The organism is Enterobacter sichuanensis (assembly GCF_002939185.1).
GTDB classification, from domain to species: domain Bacteria; phylum Pseudomonadota; class Gammaproteobacteria; order Enterobacterales; family Enterobacteriaceae; genus Enterobacter; species Enterobacter sichuanensis.
In genome coordinates this window covers 1-22,312 of record NZ_POVL01000052.1, presented here as the reverse complement: position 1 = coordinate 22,312, position 22,312 = coordinate 1, and the positions used below count along the sequence as shown (strand labels likewise).

The 22,312-nt window shown below is 54.7% G+C and carries 20 protein-coding genes and 1 tRNA gene; 6 read left to right on the top strand and 15 right to left on the bottom strand.

Features of this window, described 5'->3' with window-relative positions; all coding sequences use genetic code 11:
• Positions 1–32: 32 nt before the first annotated feature.
• The 4 genes from wzzE to trxA form a co-directional block, all read right to left on the bottom strand.
• Positions 33–1,079 (bottom strand): ECA polysaccharide chain length modulation protein, encoded by a 1,047-nt coding sequence (gene wzzE / locus C5687_RS19560; protein WP_025757579.1) that lies wholly within the window; start codon positions 1,077–1,079, stop codon positions 33–35.
• Between the two features lie 13 nt (positions 1,080–1,092).
• Entirely contained in the window at positions 1,093–2,196 is a 1,104-nt protein-coding gene (gene wecA / locus C5687_RS19555; protein ID WP_047959702.1) for a UDP-N-acetylglucosamine--undecaprenyl-phosphate N-acetylglucosaminephosphotransferase, read from the bottom strand.
• A 242-nt stretch (positions 2,197–2,438) separates the two neighbouring features.
• The gene (gene rho / locus C5687_RS19550) at positions 2,439–3,698 is read right to left on the bottom strand and encodes a transcription termination factor Rho (RefSeq protein WP_008501566.1); all 1,260 of its coding nucleotides are present in this window, start codon (positions 3,696–3,698) and stop codon (positions 2,439–2,441) included.
• 345 nt (positions 3,699–4,043) lie between these two features.
• Positions 4,044–4,373 (bottom strand): thioredoxin TrxA, encoded by a 330-nt coding sequence (gene trxA / locus C5687_RS19545; RefSeq protein WP_006179218.1) that lies wholly within the window; start codon positions 4,371–4,373, stop codon positions 4,044–4,046.
• Positions 4,374–4,517: 144 nt separating this feature from the next.
• Here trxA and rhlB point away from each other — a divergent pair, with 144 nt between their 5' ends.
• Both rhlB and gppA read left to right on the top strand, forming a co-directional pair.
• Positions 4,518–5,786 carry an ATP-dependent RNA helicase RhlB gene (gene rhlB, locus C5687_RS19540; RefSeq protein ID WP_025757583.1) on the top strand — a complete coding sequence of 423 codons (1,269 nt, stop codon included), beginning with the start codon at positions 4,518–4,520 and terminating at the stop codon, positions 5,784–5,786.
• Between the two features lie 6 nt (positions 5,787–5,792).
• On the top strand, positions 5,793–7,277 hold the full coding sequence (gene gppA, locus C5687_RS19535) for a guanosine-5'-triphosphate,3'-diphosphate diphosphatase (RefSeq protein WP_025757584.1): 1,485 nt from the start codon (positions 5,793–5,795) through the stop codon (positions 7,275–7,277).
• A 51-nt stretch (positions 7,278–7,328) separates the two neighbouring features.
• Here the strand turns inward: gppA and rep are convergent, their stop codons facing one another.
• On the bottom strand, positions 7,329–9,353 hold the full coding sequence (gene rep / locus C5687_RS19530) for a DNA helicase Rep (protein ID WP_025757586.1): 2,025 nt from the start codon (positions 9,351–9,353) through the stop codon (positions 7,329–7,331).
• Positions 9,354–9,438: 85 nt separating this feature from the next.
• On the opposite strand from rep, the gene ppiC reads away from it, so the two are divergent.
• Positions 9,439–9,720 carry a peptidylprolyl isomerase PpiC gene (ppiC, locus tag C5687_RS19525; protein WP_013099282.1) on the top strand — a complete coding sequence of 94 codons (282 nt, stop codon included), beginning with the start codon at positions 9,439–9,441 and terminating at the stop codon, positions 9,718–9,720.
• Positions 9,721–9,813: 93 nt separating this feature from the next.
• Here the strand turns inward: ppiC and ilvC are convergent, their stop codons facing one another.
• A complete protein-coding gene (ilvC, locus tag C5687_RS19520) occupies positions 9,814–11,289 on the bottom strand; it encodes a ketol-acid reductoisomerase (RefSeq protein ID WP_008501571.1) in 1,476 nt (491 codons plus the stop codon).
• Between the two features lie 154 nt (positions 11,290–11,443).
• Here ilvC and ilvY point away from each other — a divergent pair, with 154 nt between their 5' ends.
• The gene (ilvY, locus tag C5687_RS19515) at positions 11,444–12,334 is read left to right on the top strand and encodes an HTH-type transcriptional activator IlvY (protein WP_017382574.1); all 891 of its coding nucleotides are present in this window, start codon (positions 11,444–11,446) and stop codon (positions 12,332–12,334) included.
• Positions 12,335–12,379: 45 nt separating this feature from the next.
• Here ilvY and ilvA read toward each other — a convergent pair whose 3' ends face one another.
• The 7 genes from ilvA to ilvL form a co-directional block, all read right to left on the bottom strand.
• A complete protein-coding gene (gene ilvA, locus C5687_RS19510) occupies positions 12,380–13,924 on the bottom strand; it encodes a threonine ammonia-lyase, biosynthetic (RefSeq protein ID WP_094919524.1) in 1,545 nt (514 codons plus the stop codon).
• Between the two features lie 2 nt (positions 13,925–13,926).
• Positions 13,927–15,777, bottom strand: coding sequence for a dihydroxy-acid dehydratase (ilvD, locus tag C5687_RS19505; protein WP_104557591.1), 1,851 nt, complete (start codon positions 15,775–15,777; stop codon positions 13,927–13,929).
• Positions 15,778–15,837: 60 nt separating this feature from the next.
• Positions 15,838–16,767 (bottom strand): branched-chain-amino-acid transaminase, encoded by a 930-nt coding sequence (gene ilvE, locus C5687_RS19500; protein WP_013099287.1) that lies wholly within the window; start codon positions 16,765–16,767, stop codon positions 15,838–15,840.
• An 18-nt stretch (positions 16,768–16,785) separates the two neighbouring features.
• On the bottom strand, positions 16,786–17,049 hold the full coding sequence (gene ilvM / locus C5687_RS19495; protein ID WP_003860184.1) for an acetolactate synthase 2 small subunit: 264 nt from the start codon (positions 17,047–17,049) through the stop codon (positions 16,786–16,788).
• Positions 17,046–18,692, bottom strand: a complete 1,647-nt coding sequence (gene ilvG, locus C5687_RS19490; RefSeq protein WP_104557590.1) for an acetolactate synthase 2 catalytic subunit — start codon at positions 18,690–18,692, stop codon at positions 17,046–17,048. The genes ilvM and ilvG overlap by 4 nt, the downstream gene beginning before the upstream one ends.
• Positions 18,693–18,694: 2 nt before the next feature.
• Positions 18,695–18,745 (bottom strand): peptide IlvX, encoded by a 51-nt coding sequence (ilvX, locus tag C5687_RS19485; RefSeq protein WP_102046757.1) that lies wholly within the window; start codon positions 18,743–18,745, stop codon positions 18,695–18,697.
• An 86-nt stretch (positions 18,746–18,831) separates the two neighbouring features.
• Positions 18,832–18,930: an ilv operon leader peptide gene (ilvL, locus tag C5687_RS19480; protein ID WP_001311244.1), complete on the bottom strand. Its 99-nt coding sequence runs from the start codon at positions 18,928–18,930 to the stop codon at positions 18,832–18,834.
• 339 nt (positions 18,931–19,269) lie between these two features.
• Here ilvL and C5687_RS19475 point away from each other — a divergent pair, with 339 nt between their 5' ends.
• Positions 19,270–20,790: a YifB family Mg chelatase-like AAA ATPase gene (locus C5687_RS19475; protein WP_095452470.1), complete on the top strand. Its 1,521-nt coding sequence runs from the start codon at positions 19,270–19,272 to the stop codon at positions 20,788–20,790.
• Positions 20,791–20,815: 25 nt separating this feature from the next.
• On the opposite strand, the gene C5687_RS19470 is transcribed toward C5687_RS19475, so the two are convergent.
• Positions 20,816–21,154 (bottom strand): MaoP family protein, encoded by a 339-nt coding sequence (locus tag C5687_RS19470; protein WP_025757596.1) that lies wholly within the window; start codon positions 21,152–21,154, stop codon positions 20,816–20,818.
• Between the two features lie 118 nt (positions 21,155–21,272).
• Between C5687_RS19470 and hdfR the strand changes: the two genes are divergently transcribed.
• Positions 21,273–22,094 (top strand): HTH-type transcriptional regulator HdfR, encoded by an 822-nt coding sequence (gene hdfR, locus C5687_RS19465; protein ID WP_025757599.1) that lies wholly within the window; start codon positions 21,273–21,275, stop codon positions 22,092–22,094.
• A gap of 97 nt (positions 22,095–22,191) precedes the next feature.
• Here hdfR and C5687_RS19460 read toward each other — a convergent pair.
• Positions 22,192–22,267 (bottom strand) — tRNA-Trp (locus C5687_RS19460).
• Positions 22,268–22,312: the final 45 nt, after the last annotated feature.

The window sequence follows — 22,312 nt, the reverse complement described above, 5'->3', positions numbered from 1 at the left end:
GCCATACATAGCCTTCATCGTAGACGGCGTTCTTAGTTTGTGCGACGACGCGTTAACGCCACGCCAGCGCCCGTCAGTGCGCCGACAATCCCCCACATAATCATCAGGAATGCACGACGCGGACTATCGCGTTTTACAGGTTCTTCAGGCGTTCTCAAATAACGATAGGTCTGAAAACGCGGGTCCAGCGTCGGACCGACATTCAGGGTAGTAAGCATGGCGCGGTTTTGATCGTAGTCGAGGTCAAAATCGGGGCCAACGGCCTGAAGATTTTCCAGACGTGCCTGCAGCATGGGGCGGCCAAGAAGGAACATTTCAGAATCCGGGAGTTCATCAGCCGGTACATCCGTTTCGCTGCGGGAAATATTGTGCTGTTCCGCAATTTTCAGCGCCTGCTCAATATTGTGTACGCGGCGAGCGAAAATGGCTTTCGCCACCTCTTCCTGTCGTTTTACCTGCGCCTTCATCTGGATGGTACGGGCCGCCCAGGCGCCTTTCAGCTCTTCATTGAGATGACTGGCAGCACGCTGGCTGGCAAACGCAACGTACTGGCGCAACAGGTTGTTGGCATCCGGCGCGGTTTCTGCAATCAGCTTGACGCTGTCATTCACGTTACGCAGCGCATCGCCCGGCATAAACTGAATATTGTTAATCAGGTCATCTAACAGCGCGGCATCCGCCTTGCTGTTACCCACCATACGCTGCTTGTAATAATCCGTCTGGGACCAGAAGTCGCGACGCGTGTCCCAGGAGGCCAGCTGCATCACAAACTCTTTATAGGCTTCATCCATAACAGAAGCCTGGTCAGGTGTCGCCAGATTGGCCTTGATATCCAGGTTACGCAGGAACTGCTGCTGAGAATAAAACCCACCGAGCATGTTAACCGTAGGTCGGTCTGTGATTGCCGTGGCGCTCCACTCCTGTTTTGCAAAGAAAGTGTAGGCCAGGGCTAACAGTGCGAACCCCAGTGCGATCCCCGCAATCCAAAGTTTGCCTGCCCATAACACGCGAAACAAACCACGAATATCCAGTTCATTCTCAGTTACCACTGATTTCGCTCCCGCCAACGGTTGAGTCATCATAGTCCCGGTTTTACTTAGTTAATGTTGGGTTTTTGTCATTGTTACGACGCATCCTGCGTTTCAGACGTTTAATGAATCGCGCCACTTTCCATGCGCGCTTAATACAGTAGCCGTACAGGAAAAATGCTAGCAAGAATAATACCAACATTACCCATTCAGGAATAAAGTGGGCATATTCAGCCGCGACGCCAATGGCGGCCAGAATAGCAGCGGCCAGGGTGATCAGCACAAATGCCTGACGAGAAGTAAAACCCGCGCGCATGATGAGATGATGAATATGCTGACGGTCAGGCGAGAAAGGACTCATCCCTTTACGCAGACGGCGATACATAATCGCCACCATATCCATTAATGGAATAGCAATGATCCACAATGCCGTGACCGGACTGATCGGGTGCGTTTTGCCCTGCGTCGTTTCGAGCAAAATCCAGATCACGGTGAAACCAATCAACGTACTGCCCGCGTCACCCATAAAGACTTTATAGCGACGCCCGAGCGCACCGAGGTTAAGGAGAATATAAGGCAGGATGGCGGCAATCATGGCAAAACACCACATTGCCAGGCTGTACTGGCCATCAAACCACAAAATAATGCCGATGGCGGCGAACGAGACAGAAGACAATCCCCCGAGCAGGCCGTCAATGCCGTCAACCATGTTGAAGGCATTGATAGCTGCCCAGACGGCAAAGAGCGTCAGGAAGAAACCAAATGGACCCAGGACTAACTCCCAGGGGCCAAACACATAACCGAGGCTTCTCAGGTACAGCCCACCCACGACCATCATCACCACGCCAATCGCCGCCTGGACGGTGGCACGTATTTTCACCGCGATATCGAACCGGTCATCAAGCGCCCCGACGAGGACCAGGACACCCGCACAGGCAATATAGAGGGCTGCGTGTGGAATATAATAATCCGCAATACCAAACGTGAAACAGATACCTGCGTAAACAGAAATCCCTCCTACAAGAGGAATAAGTCCCTGATGACGTTTACGAAAATTAGGTTTGTCCACCAACCCTATTCTTTTTGCCACCTTACGCGCGATGAACAAAAAACAGGTTGTGAATAAAAATATACTGATTAGCTCAGTCACAACGGTGAGTAGATTCACAATGGATTGCTCTCAACAAATGTTAGTCCCGGAAGTATAACCATGAAGCCACCGCCTCAGAAGTAATAAAGGTGGCTTCTCACAACTCCCTTTGTATATTTTTCAATCAATTATTTCTTTGACTGTATAAACGGTCCTATTGTCGCACCGACCGGTCAAAATTGGGAGTAGGTGGTACTAGCGTATAGTCCATAAAAGAAAAACGCCACGTAAAAACGTGGCGTTCACTGGCTTTATTTGCGTTACGAGCGTTTCATCATGTCGAAGAAATCGTCGTTGGTTTTGGTCATCGCCAGTTTGTTAATGAGGAACTCCATCGCGTCAATTTCACCCATTGGATGGATGATTTTGCGCAGGATCCACATTTTCTGCAGCTCTTCCTGGGTGGTGAGCAGCTCTTCTTTACGGGTACCAGAACGGTTGTAGTCGATTGCCGGGAAGACGCGTTTTTCAGCAATCTTACGAGAAAGGTGCAGTTCCATGTTGCCTGTCCCTTTAAACTCTTCGTAAATCACTTCGTCCATTTTGGAGCCGGTATCGATCAGCGCTGTCGCGATGATCGTCAGGCTGCCGCCCTCTTCCACGTTACGTGCAGCACCGAAGAAGCGTTTTGGACGATGCAGGGCGTTAGCATCCACACCACCGGTCAGTACTTTACCGGAAGCCGGGACCACGGTGTTGTAGGCACGCGCCAGACGCGTAATGGAGTCGAGCAGGATGATCACGTCTTTCTTGTGCTCAACCAGGCGTTTCGCCTTCTCGATCACCATCTCAGCAACCTGAACGTGGCGAGAGGCCGGTTCGTCAAAGGTCGAAGCCACAACTTCACCTTTAACCAGACGCTGCATCTCGGTAACTTCTTCCGGACGTTCGTCAATCAGCAGCACCATCAGCACACAGTCAGGGTGGTTGTAAGCAATGCTCTGCGCGATGTTCTGCAGCAGCATGGTTTTACCCGCTTTTGGCGGTGCCACAATCAGACCACGCTGACCACGACCGATTGGTGAGGCCAGATCCAGAACACGTGCGGTTAAGTCTTCGGTAGAACCGTTACCACGCTCCATACGCAGGCGAGAGTTCGCGTGCAGCGGCGTTAAGTTCTCAAAGAGGATCTTATTACGCGAGTTTTCTGGTTTGTCGAAGTTAACTTCGTTGACTTTCAACAGCGCAAAGTAGCGTTCACCCTCTTTAGGAGGACGAATCTTACCTGAAATGGTGTCACCAGTGCGGAGGTTGAAACGGCGGATTTGGCTGGGGGATACGTAGATGTCGTCAGGGCCGGCGAGGTAGGAGCTGTCTGCAGAGCGGAGGAAACCAAATCCGTCTTGCAATATCTCCAGCACACCGTCGCCAAAGATATCTTCGCCACTCTTAGCGTGCTGCTTCAGGATGGCGAAAATGATGTCCTGCTTGCGCATACGAGCCTGGTTTTCCAGTCCCATATTTTCGCCGAGAGTGATCAGCTCAGAAACCGGCGTATTCTTTAATTCGGTAAGATTCATAATGGTGTGGGTTCTTAAACTCGGGGTGATTCTCGAACTTAATGTTGTGAATGGTATGGCAGGGTCATCCATGCCTGTTTAGCGGCCATCAACTCATGTCTGTTCGCTGTCTGGTCACAGGGAAAGAACGCAGAACTGAAACGACAAGACGGATTGAGTGACAAGCCCGGAATTTAGCCACTTCACGCACTGTTTATGTCAACAACGGGAAGTATCGGGTAAAACAAGATTCAAACAACAAGATATGTTTAAAACGAAGTCATAGCTAACTTAGCACGACTTCTGCCGGGCGTCCAGAGTTCCACATCATTTAGCAAGATGCTCTGGACGCACAGCGGAGAAACCTTACGCCAGGTTAGCGTCCAGGAACTCTTTCAGTTGACCTTTGGACAGCGCGCCCACTTTGGTCGCCGCCACTTCGCCGTTTTTGAACAGCAGCAGGGTCGGGATACCACGGATACCGTATTTTGGTGCGGTGCCCGGGTTCTGGTCGATGTTCAGCTTGGCAACGGTCAGTTTGCCCTGATATTCGTCGGCGATCTCATCCAGAATCGGGGCGATCATTTTGCAAGGACCACACCATTCAGCCCAGAAATCGACGAGGATCAGCCCGTCAGCCTTAAGTACGTCCGTGTCAAAACTGTCGTCTGTCAGGTGAATAATTTTATCGCTCATATATAACTCCACAGGAATAAGCCTGGTACGTTGGTTTTGTCTCCACCAACGACGTGTTGATGTCGCATTAACCAACTAAAGGTTGACTTTATTTCACCGGATACGCTTTCGTAAAGCAATAGTAAGCTGATATTCTACCACACTATGAGCAAAACACATTTAACAGAACAGAAGTTTTCCGACTTCGCCCTGCACCCAAAAGTGATTGAAGCCCTTGAAAACAAAGGCTTTCATAACTGCACGCCCATTCAGGCCCTCGCCCTGCCGCTGACGCTGGCCGGTCGCGATGTTGCAGGGCAGGCGCAAACCGGTACTGGCAAAACGATGGCGTTTTTGACGTCAACGTTTCATTATTTACTTTCTCACCCAGCGATTGCAGACCGCAAAGTTAACCAGCCGCGCGCGCTAATTATGGCCCCGACGCGAGAACTGGCGGTACAGATCCACGCAGACGCTGAACCCCTGGCACAGGCTACCGGCCTCAAGCTGGGTCTGGCCTATGGCGGTGACGGTTACGATAAGCAGCTGAAAGTGCTGGAAAGCGGTGTGGATATCCTGATCGGTACCACTGGCCGTCTTATCGATTACGCCAAACAGAACCACATTAACCTCGGTGCCATCCAGGTTGTAGTGCTCGATGAAGCCGACCGCATGTACGATTTGGGCTTCATTAAAGACATCCGCTGGCTGTTCCGCCGCATGCCGCCGGCCAACCAGCGTCTGAATATGCTGTTCTCTGCCACCCTCTCTTACCGTGTACGCGAACTGGCGTTCGAACAGATGAACAACGCCGAATATGTGGAAGTGGAGCCGGAGCAGAAAACGGGTCACCGCATTAAAGAAGAGCTCTTCTATCCTTCCAATGAAGAGAAAATGCGTCTGCTGCAAACGCTGATTGAAGAAGAGTGGCCGGATCGCGCCATTATCTTCGCGAACACCAAACATCGTTGTGAAGACATCTGGGGCCATCTGGCTGCTGATGGTCACCGTGTAGGTCTGTTGACCGGCGACGTGGCGCAGAAAAAACGCCTGCGTATTCTCGAAGAGTTTACCCGTGGCGATCTCGACATTCTGGTCGCAACCGACGTGGCAGCTCGTGGTTTGCACATTCCAGCCGTGACGCACGTCTTCAACTATGACCTGCCAGACGACTGTGAAGACTATGTACACCGTATCGGTCGTACCGGTCGTGCGGGCGCAAGCGGTCACTCGATTAGCCTTGCGTGTGAAGAGTATGCGCTGAATCTGCCCGCCATTGAGGCTTACATCGGTCACTCTATTCCGCAGAGCAAATACAATCCGGAAGCGCTGTTAAGCGAACTGCCGCCGCCTAAGCGTCTTACCCGCCCACGCTCCGGCAATGGTCCGCGTCGTTCAGGTGGCGCGCCGCGTAATCGTCGTCGTTCAGGTTAAGAAAATATGCTCAGCTCCACCTCGCTTTACGCAGCCATCGATCTCGGTTCGAATAGTTTTCATATGCTGGTTGTGCGCGAGGTGGCGGGAAGCATACAAACGCTGACGCGCATTAAGCGCAAGGTCCGCCTCGCGGCGGGCCTGAGCAGCGACAATTACCTCTCACCAGAAGCCATGGAACGTGGCTGGCAGTGTCTGCGGCTCTTCGCTGAGCGTCTGCAGGATATCCCCCATTCCCAAATCACCGTTGTCGCCACCGCGACACTCCGTCTGGCGGTTAACGCCGTGGATTTTATTGCCAGAGCGCAGGAAATTCTCGGTTGTCCGGTTCAGGTGATCAGCGGTGAAGAAGAAGCTCGCCTGATTTATCAGGGTGTTGCGCATACCACAGGGGGCGACGATCGCCGTCTGGTGGTGGATATCGGCGGTGCCAGCACGGAGCTGGTCACCGGTACGGGCGCGCAGGCGACCTCGCTGTTTAGCCTGTCGATGGGCTGTGTGACCTGGCTTGAGCGCTACTTTGCCGACCGCAATCTCGGCAAAGAGAACTTCGACGAGGCAGAAAATGCCGCGCGCGAGGTATTACGTCCGGTGATGGACGAACTGCGCTATCACGGCTGGAAAGTCTGCGTAGGTGCCTCGGGTACCGTGCAGGCCTTGCAGGAAATCATGATGGCACAGGGCATGGACGAGCGGATTACGCTTGCCAAGCTTCAGCAGCTTAAACAGCGCGCTATTCAGTGCGGACGACTGGAAGAGCTGGAAATTGAAGGCCTGACCCTTGAACGTGCGCTGGTCTTCCCGAGCGGGCTGGCCATTCTGATCGCCATTTTCACCGAGCTCAACATCACCTGTATGACGCTGGCCGGCGGCGCACTGCGCGAAGGTCTGGTCTATGGGATGTTGCATTTGTCGGTTGATCAGGACATTCGTAGCCGTACGCTGCGCAACGTACAGCGCCGTTTTCTGGTGGATATCGATCAGGCTGGTCGCGTGGCGCAACTGGCGTCACGCTTCGCCGATCAGGTCGCTAACGCATGGGATCTCGATCATCTGAGCCGCGATCTCTTGCTGAGCGCCTGTGCGCTCCATGAAGTGGGGCTGAGCATTGATTTTAAGCAGGCTCCTGCTCACGCTGCGTATCTGGTGCGTAACCTTGATTTACCGGGCTATACGCCCGCGCAGAAAAAACTGCTGGCAACGCTGCTGCTGAACCAGACCAATGCCGTTGATCTCTCTTCTTTGCACCAGCAAAACGCCGTACCGCCGCGTGTAGCCGAGCATCTGTGCCGTCTGCTGCGTCTGGCGATCCTGTTTGCCAGCCGCCGCCGCGATGATTTGCTGCCTGCGATCAACCTGGTGGCCGATGACGAAAAATTGTCCCTGACGCTGCCGGAAAAGTGGCTGGATAATCACCCGCTTGGGGCTGAGTTGATCGAGCAGGAATGCCAGTGGCAGAGCTATGTGCACTGGGTGTTGGAAGTAAAGTAAGAGAGTGAAAAATGCCGGGTGGCGGCTTCGCCTTACCCGGCCTACAAATAATTATCCTTTCTCTTTCGCTTTTGCCAGCATGGCGCGAATGTTCGCCACGTTAGCCTGCCCCTTGTGCATACGCTCTTCTGCGGTAATCACTTTGCGCTCCTGTTCCCAGATCAGGTCATCCTGCGGCAGTTCCAGCAGGAACCGGCTCGGCTCCGGGCGCACCAGCTCGCCGTATTGACGACGCTCTTTACACAGGGTGAACGTCAGCTCTTTCTGCGCGCGGGTGATCCCCACATAGGCCAGACGGCGCTCCTCGTCGACGTTGTCTTCATCGATACTGCTCTGGTGCGGCAATAACCCCTCTTCCATGCCAACCAGATAGACATACGGGAACTCCAGCCCTTTTGACGCATGGAGCGTCATCAGCTGAACCTGATCGGCCTCTTCTTCGCTCTCACCGCGCTCCATCATATCGCGCAGGGTAAAGCGGGTTACCACCTGCGTCAGGGTCATTGGCTCGTCGATTTCTGAGCCTTCAAGCATTTCCGTCATCCAGCTGAAAAGCTGGTTAACGTTTTTCATACGCATCTCTGCCGCCTTCGGGCTGGCAGACGTTTCATACAGCCAGGACTCGTAGTCGATGCCGTGAATCAGGTCGCGGACAGCGGCCACCGGTTCACGCTCCGCCAGACGCTGCACTTCACCCAGCCAGTGGGTAAAACGGGTTAACGAATCATAACCCCGCCCGGTTAACGTCTGGCTCAGCCCCAGGTCGAAGCTGGCCGTGAACAGGCTTTTGTTGCGCGTCATCGCCCATTCGCCCAGCTTTTGCAGCGTCGCCGGACCAATCTCACGTTTCGGGGTATTCACAATACGCAGAAACGCGCTGTCATCATCCGGGTTGGTGAGCACGCGCAGGTAAGCCAGCAGATCTTTGATTTCCGGCCGCGAGAAGAACGAGGTGCCGCCCGAAATTTTGTACGGGATGCGGTTCTGCATCAGCATCTTTTCAAAGACGCGCGACTGATGGTTACCACGATAGAGGATCGCGTAATCCTTGTAGTCGGTTTTATTGACGAAGTGGTGAGCAATCAGTTCACCCGTGACGCGCTCCGCTTCGTGCTCTTCATTGTTGGCACTGAGCACTTTCAGCTCGGTGCCATAGCCGAGTTCAGAGAACAGGCGCTTCTCAAACACGTGCGGGTTATTGGCAATCAGAATATTGGCCGCTTTCAGGATACGCCCCGAGGAGCGGTAGTTCTGCTCGAGCTTAATCACCTGCAGCGCCGGAAAATCTTTACTCAGCAGCACCAGGTTTTGTGGACGCGCACCGCGCCAGGAGTAAATAGACTGGTCGTCATCGCCTACCACGGTGAAACGCGCACGCTGTCCCACCAGCAGCTTCACCAGCTCATACTGGCTGGTGTTGGTATCCTGATATTCATCCACCAGCAGGTAGCGGATCTTGTTTTGCCAGCGCTCGCGCACCTCTTCATTACGCTGCAGCAGCAGCGTTGGCAGCAGGATCAGGTCGTCAAAATCCAGCACGTTGCACGCTTTCATGTGCGCATCGTACAGGCCGTAGCAATGGGCGAAGATCCGATCCCGTTCGCCTTTGGCACTCGCCGCCGCCTGTGCGGGAGTCATCAGATCGTTTTTCCAGTTGGAGATCGTCGAGATCAGCTGTTGCAACAGCACTTTGTCATCTTCGATCAGCCCCTCGGTGAGCTCTTTGAGCAACGCCACCTGATCGGTGTCATCGAAAAGCGAGAAGTTGGCCTTCATTCCCAGCGCCGCATATTCGCGTTTGATGATATCCAGCCCCAGCGTGTGGAAGGTGGAGATCATCAGGCCGCGCGCCTCTTTACGCCCCAGGGTCTGGCCGACACGCTCTTTCATTTCACGTGCCGCTTTATTGGTAAAGGTTACCGCCGCAATGTGCCGGGCCTGATAGCCGCAGCCGCGGATCAGGTGGGCAATTTTATTGGTGATCACGCGGGTTTTACCGGAGCCAGCCCCCGCCAGCACCAGACACGGTCCGGTGACAAATTCGACGGCTTGTTGTTGTCCGGGGTTTAAACGCATAAATGATCACTCAATGAAAGTCAGGAGGGGAGAATAACAGCGTGGTAGTATAGCGAGCCTAATCCATACCACTCAAGGCACGATCATGGCAAAAACAGCAGCAGCACTGCATATTCTTGTTAAAGAAGAGAAACTGGCTCTGGATCTTCTGGAGCAGCTTAAAAACGGCGCCGATTTCGGCAAGCTGGCGAAGAAACACTCCATTTGTCCATCAGGCAAACGCGGTGGTGATTTAGGTGAATTCCGCCAGGGCCAGATGGTTCCGGCGTTTGATAAAGTGGTCTTCTCCTGCCCGGTGCTGGAGCCAACCGGACCGCTGCACACGCAGTTCGGCTACCACGTGATTAAAGTGCTGTATCGGAAATAAACAGCAAGGCCTTCTCTTAGAGAAGGCCTTTAATGTTTGCACCCTCTCCCTGTGGGAGAGGGCCAGGGTGAGGGCATCAGCCCGCACCTGTTGTTAACCCGCTACCGCGATACGCTTCATGTCGGTCATGTAGCCACGCAGTTTGTGACCTACTTTCTCGATCTGGTGGCTGCGAATGGCTTCGTTTACATCACGCAGCTGTGCGTTGTCCACGGCACCTTCCGCAATCGCCTTGCCCAGATCGCCCGGCTGCAGAGTGGTCATGAACTCTTTCAGCAGCGGTACACAGGCATAAGAGAACAGATAGTTACCGTATTCTGCGGTATCCGAGATAACCACGTTCATTTCGTACAGACGCTTACGGGCGATAGTATTCGCGATCAGCGGCAGCTCGTGCAGTGATTCGTAGTATGCAGACTCTTCGATGATGCCGGAATCCACCATGGTTTCGAACGCCAGCTCAACGCCTGCTTTCACCATCGCGATCATCAGTACGCCTTTATCGAAGTACTCCTGCTCGCCGATTTTACCTTCATACTGTGGCGCGGTTTCGAACGCGGTTTTACCGGTCTCTTCACGCCAGGTCAGCAGTTTCTTATCGTCGTTCGCCCAGTCCGCCATCATACCGGAAGAGAACTCGCCGGAGATAATGTCGTCCATATGTTTCTGGAACAGCGGAGCCATGATGGTTTTCAGCTGCTCAGACAGCGCGTATGCACGCAGTTTCGCCGGGTTGGACAGACGGTCCATCATCAGGGTGATACCGCCCTGTTTCAGCGCTTCGGTGATGGTTTCCCAGCCGAACTGAATCAGTTTTTCTGCGTATGCCGGGTCGGTACCCTCTTCCACCAGCTTGTCGAAGCACAGCAGGGAGCCCGCCTGCAGCATGCCGCACAGAATGGTCTGCTCGCCCATCAGGTCAGATTTCACTTCAGCCACGAAGGACGATTCCAGAACGCCCGCACGGTGGCCGCCGGTCGCCGCTGCCCATGCTTTAGCGATCGCCATCCCTTCGCCTTTCGGATCGTTTTCCGGGTGAACCGCGATGAGGGTCGGCACGCCGAAACCACGCTTGTACTCTTCACGCACTTCTGTACCCGGGCATTTCGGTGCAACCATCACGACGGTGATGTCTTTACGGATTTGCTCGCCCACTTCAACGATGTTGAAGCCGTGAGAGTAACCCAGCGCCGCGCCGTCTTTCATCAGCGGCTGCACGGAGCGCACAACGTCAGAGTGCTGTTTGTCTGGCGTCAGGTTAACCACCAGGTCCGCCTGCGGGATCAGCTCTTCGTAGGTACCTACTTTAAAACCGTTTTCGGTCGCTTTACGCCATGAAGCACGCTTCTCAGCAATGGCTTCTTTGCGCAGGGCGTAAGAGATATCCAGACCGGAGTCACGCATGTTCAGGCCCTGGTTCAGACCCTGTGCGCCACAGCCGACGATGACCACTTTTTTCCCCTGAAGATAGCTCGCGCCATCGGCAAATTCGTCGCGCGCCATAAAGCGGCATTTGCCCAGCTGCGCCAGCTGCTGGCGCAGATTCAGTGTGTTGAAGTAGTTAGCCATGGTGATACCTCGTGATGTTGTGTTGTCGTGCTTATTGTTCGGTTCGCTTATGCGAGAATGAACTTACTATATGACAGGAATTTTATTGCGGAAATTGATATATTCACAACGTCATGTTGCAATATCTGCAATGTAAAACGGGGGAGTGGAATCCGTGGATTTACGCGATCTGAAAATGTTCCTGCATCTGGCGGAAAGCCGCCATTTTGGCCGCAGCGCCCGGGCGATGCACGTCAGTCCCTCCACGCTTTCACGCCAGATCCAGCGTCTTGAAGAAGACCTCGGCCAGCCGCTGTTTGTGCGCGATAATCGTACCGTCACGCTCACGGAAGCAGGAGAAGAGCTGCGCATTTTTGCCCAGCAAACCTTGTTGCAGTATCAGCAGCTGCGGCACACCATCGATCAGCAAGGGCCGTCGCTCTCCGGTGAGCTGCATATTTTCTGCTCCGTGACCGCCGCCTACAGCCATCTGCCGCCTATCCTTGACCGTTTCCGCGCGGAACACCCCTCGGTTGAAATTAAACTCACCACCGGCGACGCCGCCGACGCGATGGAAAAAGTGGTCACCGGCGAAGCGGATCTGGCGATTGCCGGGAAACCGGAAACCCTGCCCGGCGCGGTGGCGTTTTCGATGCTGGAAAATCTGGCGGTGGTACTGATCGCTCCGGCGCTGCCCTGCCCGGTGCGTAATCAGGTGTCAGTGGAAAAGCCGGACTGGTCAACGGTACCGTTTATCATGGCCGATCAGGGGCCGGTACGTCGCCGCATCGAGCTGTGGTTCCGTCGGCAAAAAATCAGCAATCCATCGATTTACGCCACGGTCGGTGGTCATGAGGCGATGGTGTCAATGGTGGCACTCGGCTGCGGCGTGGCGCTGCTGCCGGAGGTGGTGCTGGAAAATAGCCCGGAGCCGGTACGTAATCGCGTGATGATTTTAGAACGCAGCGATGAGAAGACGCCGTTTGAGCTTGGCGTATGTGCACAAAAAAAGCGGCTGCATGAGCCGCTTATTGATGCGTTCTGGAAGATACTGCCGAACCACTGAAGCCGGGTGGCGCTACGCTTACCCGGCCTACGCGCAGCCGAACCGTTAGCCCGCGAGGAAGAACCTGAACGCCGGGTTATGGGTCTCATCGTGGCACTCGTAGCCCAGCTCGTTCAGGCGCGTTTCGAAATCAGGCTCGTGCTCGGCGAGTTCAAACGCCGCCAGCACGCGGCCGTAATCAGTGCCGTGGCTGCGGTAGTGGAACAGGGAGATGTTCCAGTGCGTGCCCAGCGTATGCAGGAACTTCAGCAGCGCACCCGGTGATTCCGGGAATTCGAAGCTGTAAAGACGTTCCTGGAGTGGCTTCGACGGACGTCCGCCGACCATATAGCGCACGTGCAGCTTCGCCATTTCGTCGTCGGAGAGATCCACCACGCTGTAGCCACCTTCATGCAACAGGTTGAGGATCTCTTTGCGCTCTTCCAGACCGCGGCTTAAACGCACGCCGACAAAAATGCAGGCGTCTTTCGCATCGGCAAAACGGTAGTTGAACTCCGTCACCGAACGGCCACCCAGCAGCTGGCAGAACTTGAGGAAACTGCCCTTCTCTTCCGGAATGGTGACCGCCAGCAGCGCTTCACGCTGTTCACCCAGCTCGCAGCGCTCGGAAACGTAGCGCAGGCCGTGGAAATTGACGTTAGCCCCCGAGAGTACGTGCGCCAGGCGCTCGCCGCGAATATTGTGCTGGGCGATGTATTTTTTCATTCCCGCCAGCGCCAGCGCGCCGGACGGTTCTGCCACCGCACGCACATCCTCAAACAGATCTTTCATCGCTGCACAGATTGCATCACTGTCAACGGTGACGATGTCATCAAGATACTCCCGGCACAGGCGGAAGGTTTCGTCGCCAATGCGCTTCACCGCCACACCTTCGGCAAACAGCCCGACGCGGGGCAGATCTACCGGATGCCCGGCATCCAGCGCCGCTTTCAGGCAGGCAGAATCTTCGGCTTCCACGGCAATGACTTTGATCTGCGGCATCAGCTGTTTGATCAGCACCGCCACGCCCGCCGCTAATCCACCACCGCCCACCGGAACGAAAACGCGGTCGAGATGGGCATCCTGCTGCAGCAGCTCCAGCGCCAGCGTGCCCTGGCCGGCAATCACCATCGGGTGGTCGAACGGCGGCACCCAGGTGAATCCCTGCTGTTGCGCCAGCTCGATCGCTTTGGCTTTCGCTTCATCAAAGTTTGCCCCATGGAGCAGCACTTCACCGCCGAAGCCTCGTACCGCGTCGACTTTGATATCCGCAGTAGCCACCGGCATCACGATTAACGCTTTCAACCCTAAACGGGCAGACGAGAACGCCACACCCTGCGCATGGTTACCGGCAGACGCCGTAATCACGCCGCGCGCTTTTTGCTCATCGGTCAGCCCGGCCATCATCGCGTAGGCCCCGCGCAGCTTAAAGCTGTGCACCGGCTGACGGTCTTCGCGCTTGACCAGAATGACGTTGTCGAGGCGCGAGGAGAGTTTTTCCATTTTCTGCAGCGGAGTGACCTGTACCGCTTCATAGACCGGCGCGCGCAGCACCGCCCGGAGATATTCCGCCCCCTCAGGGGCGGCGGATAAGGGTTGTGACTCGGCCATCATTAGCCCCCAAGTTTCGATTTATCGCGTACCGCGCCTTTGTCTGCACTGGTCGCCAGGCTCGCGTAAGCGCGCAGGGCAAAGGAGACTTCACGCTGGCGGTCTTTTGGCGTCCAGGCTTTATCACCGCGCGCTTGCTGTGCTTCACGACGCGCCGCAATTTCCTGATCGCTCAGCTTGAGCTGGATCCCGCGATTCGGAATGTCGATTTCGATCAGGTCACCATCTTCGATGATGGCGATGTTGCCGCCGCTTGCCGCTTCCGGAGAGACGTGGCCGATGGAGAGGCCTGAAGTACCGCCCGAGAAACGTCCGTCGGTGATCAGCGCGCAGGCTTTACCGAGGCCCATGGATTTCAGGAAAGTGGTTGGGTAGAGCATCTCCTGCATGCCCGGCCCGCCTTTTGGCCCTTCGTAGCGGATGACAACCACGTCGCCCTCCACCACTTTACCGCCCAGGATGGCATCTACCGCCTCATCCTGGCTTTCGTAGACTTTTGCCGGGCCGGTAAACTTGAGGATGCTGTCATCTACGCCAGCGGTTTTGACGATACAGCCATTTTCAGCGAAGTTACCGTACAGCACTGCCAGCCCGCCGTCTTTGCTGTAGGCATGTTCAAGAGAGCGGATGCACCCTTCTGCGCGGTCATCGTCCAGCGTGTCCCAGCGGCAATCCTGGGAGAAGGCCTGCGTGGTGCGAATACCGGCCGGGCCGGCGCGGAACATCTTTTTCACCGCGTCGTCTTTGGTCAGCATCACGTCGTATTTATCCAGCGTCTGCGGCAGCGTCAGGCCAAGCACGTTCTGAACGTCGCGGTTCAGCAGCCCGGCGCGATCCAGCTCGCCGAGAATACCGATGACGCCACCCGCGCGGTGGACGTCTTCCATGTGGTATTTCTGGGTGCTTGGCGCGACCTTACACAGCTGTGGCACTTTGCGGGAGAGCTTATCGATATCGCTCATGGTGAAGTCGATTTCGGCTTCCTGCGCGGCGGCCAGCAGGTGCAGAACGGTATTGGTGGAACCGCCCATGGCGATATCCAGCGTCATGGCGTTTTCAAACGCGGCCTTGCTGGCGATGTTGCGCGGCAGCGCGCTGGCATCGTCCTGCTCGTAGTAACGTTTGGTCAGCTCAACGATGCGCTTACCGGCGTTAAGGAACAGCTGTTTACGATCGGCGTGGGTCGCCAGCAGCGAGCCGTTGCCCGGCTGAGACAGGCCCAGCGCTTCGGTCAGACAGTTCATAGAGTTGGCGGTGAACATCCCGGAACAGGAGCCGCAGGTTGGGCACGCGGAGCGCTCCACCTGATTACTCTGCTCGTCAGAGACTTTCGGGTCCGCGCCCTGAATCATCGCATCCACCAGGTCGAGCTTGATGATTTTGTCGGAAAGCTTGGTTTTACCCGCTTCCATTGGACCGCCGGAGACGAAGATCACCGGAATGTTCAGGCGCAGGGAGGCCATCAGCATCCCCGGGGTGATTTTATCGCAGTTGGAGATACAGACCATGGCATCAGCGCAGTGGGCGTTAACCATGTACTCCACCGAGTCGGCGATCAGCTCGCGCGACGGCAGTGAATAGAGCATGCCCCCGTGCCCCATCGCGATACCGTCATCCACCGCAATGGTGTTGAACTCTTTCGCCACCCCGCCAGCAGCTTCAATTTGCTCGGCAACCAGCTTACCGAGATCGCGCAGGTGCACGTGACCCGGTACAAACTGGGTAAAGGAGTTCACCACGGCGATAATCGGCTTACCGAAATCAGCGTCGGTCATCCCGGTGGCGCGCCACAGCGCGCGGGCACCGGCCATGTTACGGCCATGGGTGGTGGTGGCGGAACGATACTTAGGCATGCTTTATTTACTCCCGTCTGACGAGTCAAAGGGACGGTGCGTGCCGTCCCATATTTATGCTTATTGATTAACCTGATCCAACCAGCCGTATTTGTCTTCTGTTTCGCCGGTAAAGAGGCCGAAGAAGGCTTGTTGAATGCGTTTGGTGACCGGACCACAGCGGCCTGCGCCTACCTGAATACCGTCTACGCTGCGAACCGGCGTGATTTCAGCCGCGGTACCGGACATAAACACTTCATCCGCCAGGTACAAGGATTCGCGGGACAGGACCTGCTCACGCACTTCGATACCCAGATCTTTCGCCAGCTTGATGATGGCGTCACGGGTGATGCCCGGCAGCGCTGACGAGGTGAACGGCGGCGTGAACAGGATGCCATCTTTCACTTCAAACAGGTTTTCACCGGCGCCTTCGGAGATGTAGCCGTTCACATCGAGCGCGATACCTTCCTGATATCCGTGACGGCGCGCTTCGCTACCGACCAGCAGGGAAGAGAGGTAGTTACCGCCCGCTTTAGCGGCGGTCGGGATCGTATTGGGTGCCACACGATTCCAGGAAGAGACCATTGCGTCGATCCCCTGCTCCAGCGCTTCTGCACCCAGGTAGGCACCCCACGGGAACGCAGCAATGATCACATCCGTGGTATATCCGGCTGGCGGGTTAACGCCCATCCCTACGTCACCCACGAAAACCAGCGGACGAATATAGGCACTGGTCAGATTGTTTTTACGGATGACCTCGCGGCAGGCTTCCATCAGCTCATCAACGCTCTGAGAAACCGGGAAACGATAAATTTTGGCTGAGTCATGCAGACGCTGCATATGTTCACGATGACGGAACACCACTGGCCCTTTGTGAGAGTCGTAGCAACGGATCCCTTCAAAGACAGAAGTACCGTAGTGCAGCGCGTGGGACATCACGTGGACTTTCGCGTCCTCCCAGCGAACCATCTCACCATTGAACCAAATGTAATCAGCTTTTTTTGTCGTCATTTTCTCTTCCTGTCACGCTTAAGCGCGGATTTGTTGTGATGTGGTTGTGCTCTGGCAGATGGCAACATGGGCAACGTCTACCAGCTTTGATAACTGACTAAACAGTAAGTCGACCGGGCGCGGGCTGGCAACGGTTAATTCGATACTGATGTTTTGGGCGTCAGTGGCCGTCTCCATATTCATAGAGCAAATCTGAAAGCCACGATGACGGACCACGCGCAAAACGCGCTCTAATGTCTCCGGATTGAAGCGAGCCTGCACGGCGACCTGATGTTGCATCATGATAATTTCTCCAGCATTTGTGAGTTACTGGCACCTGGCGGTACCAACGGCCAGACATTCTCAAGCTCGTCGATTGAGACATGAAGCAGGTAAGGCCCTTCGCTTGACAGCATGGTGTCGAGTGCCGCTTCAACCTGGTCTTTACGGGTGATGTGCTGGCCAGGAATGCCAAAGGCACTGGCCAGGGTGAGGAAATCGGGATTATCAGTCAGGGTGGTTTCACTGTAACGCTCCTGGAAAAAGAGTTGTTGCCACTGGCGAACCATCCCTAATCGCTGGTTATCGAGCAACACGATCTTCAGCGGCAACTGCTTGCGCTTCACGGTGCCCAGCTCCTGAACGTTCATCATGAAGGAGCCGTCGCCGGAGATACAGATTACCGTATCGTTCGGGCGGGCAACCTGCGCACCCACGGCAGCAGGCAAGCCGAAGCCCATCGTGCCTAACCCGCTGGAGGTGATGAAATTTTCCGGGCGGGTATAGGTCATGTGCTGGGCGGACCACATCTGGTGTTGACCCACATCCGTCGTCACCACGCTGTCTGCGGGTTTCCGATCGGACAACTGCTTCAACAGCAGCGGCGCGTAGATAGCGTCGCCAGGATGATCGTAACGCCAGGCGTGTTCAGCACGCAGGTCTGAGGTGTGCTTTCGCCACGCATTGATATCCAGTGGCTGCTGTAATGCCGGTAACAGCGCATTGAGATCGCCCTGCAAGGCAACATGTGCCTGACGCAATTTGTTCATCTCCGCAGGATCGATATCCATATGGATCACTTTGGCATTCGGCGCGAAGGTATTCAGCTTACCGGTGACGCGATCGTCAAAACGGGCTCCCACGGCGATGAGCAAGTCACACTCCTGAACGGCCAGATTTGCCGCTTTGGTACCGTGCATCCCCAGCATGCCCAGATAACAGGGATAATCCGCATCTACCGCACCCAGTCCTTTCAGCGTGCAGGTAGCAGGCATTTGCGTCACCGCGATAAATTCACGCAGGGCAGGAACTGCCTGCGCCATGCCCACGCCACCACCGACGTACAGCATCGGCTGTTTCGCCTGGGCCAACATCTGCCGCGCCTCTTCCACTTCCGCATGCGGAAACGCATCGTCGCTCTCAACAGTGGAGAAGTGCGGTTCGAGATCGCCGATCGCCACCTGGATATCTTTCGGGATATCAACCAGAACCGGACCAGGACGGCCGGAGCTTGCTACCTCGAACGCTTCTGCCATCACCCGCGGCAGCTCTTCCAGAGACTGGACGAGGAAGCTGTGTTTGGTGCAGGCCAGGGATAAGCCGAGAACGTCCACTTCCTGGAAAGCATCGGTACCGATGAACGGAGATGCAACCTGTCCGGTGATGGCGACGACCGGAACGGAATCGAGCAGTGCATCAGCCAGACCGGTGATCAGGTTAGTTGCACCGGGACCCGAGGTCGCCATGCAGACGCCGGTTTTGCCGGTGGCGCGCGCATAACCGATCGCCGCCATAGCCGCGCCCTGCTCGTGTCGGCACAACAGGTGCTCCACGCCGCCGTCATACAGTGCATCGTAAATCGGCATAATTGCGCCACCCGGATAACCGAATACTGTTTCGACTCCCTGCGCGCGCAACGCATGTACTACCCACTGTGCCCCATTCATAGTTAGTTCCCCGTCATAAATCGGGAGAAACAGAATTTTGTGCTATTTGTCATTCTCTGCTCCTCATTTGCGTTTTTTAGTCATAAAAAAACCCCCGGACCTTTCGGTGCGGGGGTCTTAGTTCGTTAAGGCTTGATTTCTAAGCCTTTCCTCGTCCAAGTGCAGCCCCGCACGGTGGGATAATAATCACCACCACGCTAATCACGACCAGGCTAATCACTCGTAGAAGGGCTGTCATTTTCAGTTCTTTTTGCATCTTGTTCGAAGGAATACCTAAAGAGTTATCACAGTTTTTAAACCAAACACAAGATTTATTTATGACCATTTTGATTAGCTCGCGAACCATATCTTTGAAAAGCATTGTTTTATATGAGAAAAACAGATGGTGAATATTTTTCATTTTTTTCGCCGCCGCCAGGTCATCATAACGGGCACGTTTTTTCTGCGATGTGGCTTCCACTCACAAGAAATGATTGCAAATTGCTGCTAAAAGTCTGGAAGTAATGCCGTAAAACACAAAAACAGCACTCAAGGTATGAAAGCGACAGTGGCATAATCAGCGCCCGAGGAGGTGCTTATGTCACTGTCAGTTGTTTATACGCGTGCGGCTATTGGAGTAAAAGCACCGCTTATTTCTGTGGAGGTTCATCTGAGTAATGGACTGCCCGGCTTAACGCTTGTCGGCTTGCCAGAGACAACGGTGAAAGAAGCCAGAGATCGGGTCCGCAGCGCCATTATCAATAGCGGTTATACCTTCCCGGCGAAGAAGATCACCATCAACCTGGCACCAGCGGATCTGCCTAAAGAGGGCGGGAGATATGATTTACCTATCGCTATTGCGCTTCTCGCCGCTTCTGAACAGCTTAATACGTCCAGGCTAGGCTCGTACGAGTTCATCGGTGAACTGGCGCTTACAGGCGCACTGAGAGGCGTTCCTGGCGCTATCTCTGGTGCGCTGGAAGCTATACGTGCCGGTCGGGAAATCATTCTTGCCAATGAAAACAGTGCGGAAGTGAGCCTGATAGCCGAAAAAGGGTGCCTTATTGCCGGGCATTTGCAGGAGGTCTGCGCCCATCTTGAAGGGCGGCATAGGTTGTCAGCGCCCGAAGAAACGGAAGATATACCGCCTGAAAGCACCGACGATCTCAGCGATATTATCGGTCAGGAGCAGGGAAAGCGAGCGCTGGAGATCACCGCTGCCGGCGGGCATAACCTGTTGCTGATTGGCCCGCCGGGTACCGGAAAAACGATGCTGGCGAGCCGGTTGAATGGTTTACTTCCACCACTCAGTAACCATGAAGCACTCGAAAGCGCTGCGATAGTGAGCCTGGTGAGTTCAGTGTCGTTGCAAAAACAGTGGCGACGTCGCCCTTTCCGCTCTCCGCACCACAGCGCGTCCCTGACGGCCATGGTCGGAGGAGGTTCCATTCCGGGGCCGGGAGAGATTTCACTGGCACATAACGGCATCCTGTTTCTTGATGAACTACCTGAGTTTGAGCGGCGCGTGCTGGATGCCCTAAGGGAGCCGATTGAATCCGGAGAGATACATATCTCACGTACCCGAGCCAAAATAAGCTATCCGGCACAGTTCCAGCTGGTTGCGGCAATGAACCCCAGCCCGTCAGGTCATTATCAGGGGAATCACAACCGCTGTACGCCTGAACAAACACTGCGATATCTGGGAAAGTTATCAGGCCCTTTCCTGGATCGTTTCGATTTATCCCTGGAGATCCCTTTGCCTCCTCCCGGCCTGCTCAGCCAGAGCAGTGTCAGAGGAGAGTGTTCAGTAACGGTTCGCGATCGGGTTATTGCTGCTCAGGCCCGGCAGTACAGGCGGCAAAATAAACTGAATGCCCGTCTGGATAATGCTGAGATCCGACAGTTTTGCCAGCTAAAGGCTGAGGATGCGACGTGGCTGGAGGAAACGTTGACGCGCTTCGGGCTCTCTATTCGTGCATGGCAGCGTCTTTTAAAAGTGGCTCGTACTATCGCCGATGTGGAAAGCAGTCATGCAATTGAGAGACAGCATCTGCAGGAAGCGTTGAGCTATCGGGCAATCGACCGTTTACTTTTGCACCTGCAAAAGTTACTGGCGTAAAAAAGGGGCCACAGCCCCTTTTTTCTTAGTCATCAGACTCGGTGTAATCTTCAGCACCTTCCATCTGCGGCTTACCGCCAGAAAGGGTATGGAAACGCTTTGGACGCTTAATGCGCGCCATGTACTTGATCCATACACGTTCCGCTTCAGATTGTGGTTCACGCTCACCACGGCACACGGAGACAAACTGCTTTTCATCTTCCGTTGCAGGCTCACGTTTACCCAGATCCAGCTCGTTGAAGGCATAACCATGACGCTCAAGCAGCTGCGCCTCTTTGATGGTGAAGTCGCCGTGACGAGAGAACCCGCGTGGATAATTTTTATTGTCGAAAAAACGATTAGTCGTCGTAAAGCTTTCCGCCATCCTACACGCTCCTAATTCTTTGGCCGAGCTATTTATGGCGCGGAGTATTAGTTACGCTTGACAGAGTGTAAAACAAAACATTTAAATCATAACGACAAATAATTTTGCGGAGAAAGATGTGGATACGGAATTGCTAAAAACTTTCCTTGAAGTGAGCAGAACACGCCACTTTGGGCGAGCAGCTGAAGCCCTTTATCTGACGCAGTCAGCAGTCAGTTTTCGTATTCGACAGCTGGAAAATCAACTGGGTGTGAATCTTTTTACCCGCCATCGCAACAACATCCGTTTGACACCTGCGGGTGAAAAATTGCTCCCGTACGCAGAAACGCTGATGAATACCTGGCAGGCAGCGCGCAAAGAGGTTGCCCATACTTCGAGGCACAATGAGTTCTCGATTGGGGCCAGCGCTTCTCTGTGGGAATGTATGTTAAGTCAGTGGCTTACCCGGCTGTATCATTCTCATGGTCATTTGCAATTCGAAGCCAGGATTGCGCAACGGCAGTCGCTGGTTAAGCAACTTCATGAGCGTCAGCTTGATCTTTTGATCACGACCGAAGCCCCCAAGATGGATGAATTTAGCAGCCAGATTGTTGGCCAGTTTGGCCTGGCGCTTTATGCCTCTGAACCTTCGATGATGAAGGCAGACCTGACCTATTTGCGGCTGGAATGGGGACCAGATTTTCAGCAGCATGAGGCGGGATTGATTGCACCTGATGATGTTCCACAGTTAACAACCAGCTCTGCAGAGATCGCCTGCCAGCAACTGCCCTTGTTAAAAGGGTGTACCTGGTTACCGGTTCGCTGGGCAGACACTAAAGCCGGGCTGCATACCGTGGTGGATTCCACCACGCTTACCAGGCCGCTGTATGCCATTTGGCTGCAAAATAGTGATAAGCAATCGCAGATAAAAGATCTATTAAAAATCAACGTCATGGATTGAGATAGCAGCCAGCAGGGAGGCTGGCTGAAAATGAAGAAGCGGTGCTGTAGAGTATTTCAGGCAAAAAAAATCCTTTGCCGAAGCAAAGGATTATATATGGCAGGGGCGGAGAGACTCGAACTCGCGACACCCGGTTTTGGAGACCGGTGCTCTACCAACTGAGCTACGCCCCTAAAGTTTTTTGCCATTAAGCCTGCCAGTAAGGCAGGCTTAATGTC

Coding starts and splice junctions, on each gene's coding strand:
- ilvC (WP_008501571.1), bottom strand. CDS start 11,289: ATGGCTAACTACTTCAACACACTGAATCTGCGCCAGCAGCTGGCGCAG.
- ilvL (WP_001311244.1), bottom strand. CDS start 18,930: ATGACAGCCCTTCTACGAGTGATTAGCCTGGTCGTGATTAGCGTGGTG.
- ilvE (WP_013099287.1), bottom strand. CDS start 16,767: ATGACGACAAAAAAAGCTGATTACATTTGGTTCAATGGTGAGATGGTT.
- rep (WP_025757586.1), bottom strand. CDS start 9,353: ATGCGTTTAAACCCCGGACAACAACAAGCCGTCGAATTTGTCACCGGA.
- ilvD (WP_104557591.1), bottom strand. CDS start 15,777: ATGCCTAAGTATCGTTCCGCCACCACCACCCATGGCCGTAACATGGCC.
- ppiC (WP_013099282.1), top strand. CDS start 9,439: ATGGCAAAAACAGCAGCAGCACTGCATATTCTTGTTAAAGAAGAGAAA.
- ilvA (WP_094919524.1), bottom strand. CDS start 13,924: ATGGCCGAGTCACAACCCTTATCCGCCGCCCCTGAGGGGGCGGAATAT.
- C5687_RS19475 (WP_095452470.1), top strand. CDS start 19,270: ATGTCACTGTCAGTTGTTTATACGCGTGCGGCTATTGGAGTAAAAGCA.
- rho (WP_008501566.1), bottom strand. CDS start 3,698: ATGAATCTTACCGAATTAAAGAATACGCCGGTTTCTGAGCTGATCACT.
- rhlB (WP_025757583.1), top strand. CDS start 4,518: ATGAGCAAAACACATTTAACAGAACAGAAGTTTTCCGACTTCGCCCTG.
- wzzE (WP_025757579.1), bottom strand. CDS start 1,079: ATGACTCAACCGTTGGCGGGAGCGAAATCAGTGGTAACTGAGAATGAA.
- C5687_RS19470 (WP_025757596.1), bottom strand. CDS start 21,154: ATGGCGGAAAGCTTTACGACGACTAATCGTTTTTTCGACAATAAAAAT.
- ilvM (WP_003860184.1), bottom strand. CDS start 17,049: ATGATGCAACATCAGGTCGCCGTGCAGGCTCGCTTCAATCCGGAGACA.
- gppA (WP_025757584.1), top strand. CDS start 5,793: ATGCTCAGCTCCACCTCGCTTTACGCAGCCATCGATCTCGGTTCGAAT.
- ilvG (WP_104557590.1), bottom strand. CDS start 18,692: ATGAATGGGGCACAGTGGGTAGTACATGCGTTGCGCGCGCAGGGAGTC.
- trxA (WP_006179218.1), bottom strand. CDS start 4,373: ATGAGCGATAAAATTATTCACCTGACAGACGACAGTTTTGACACGGAC.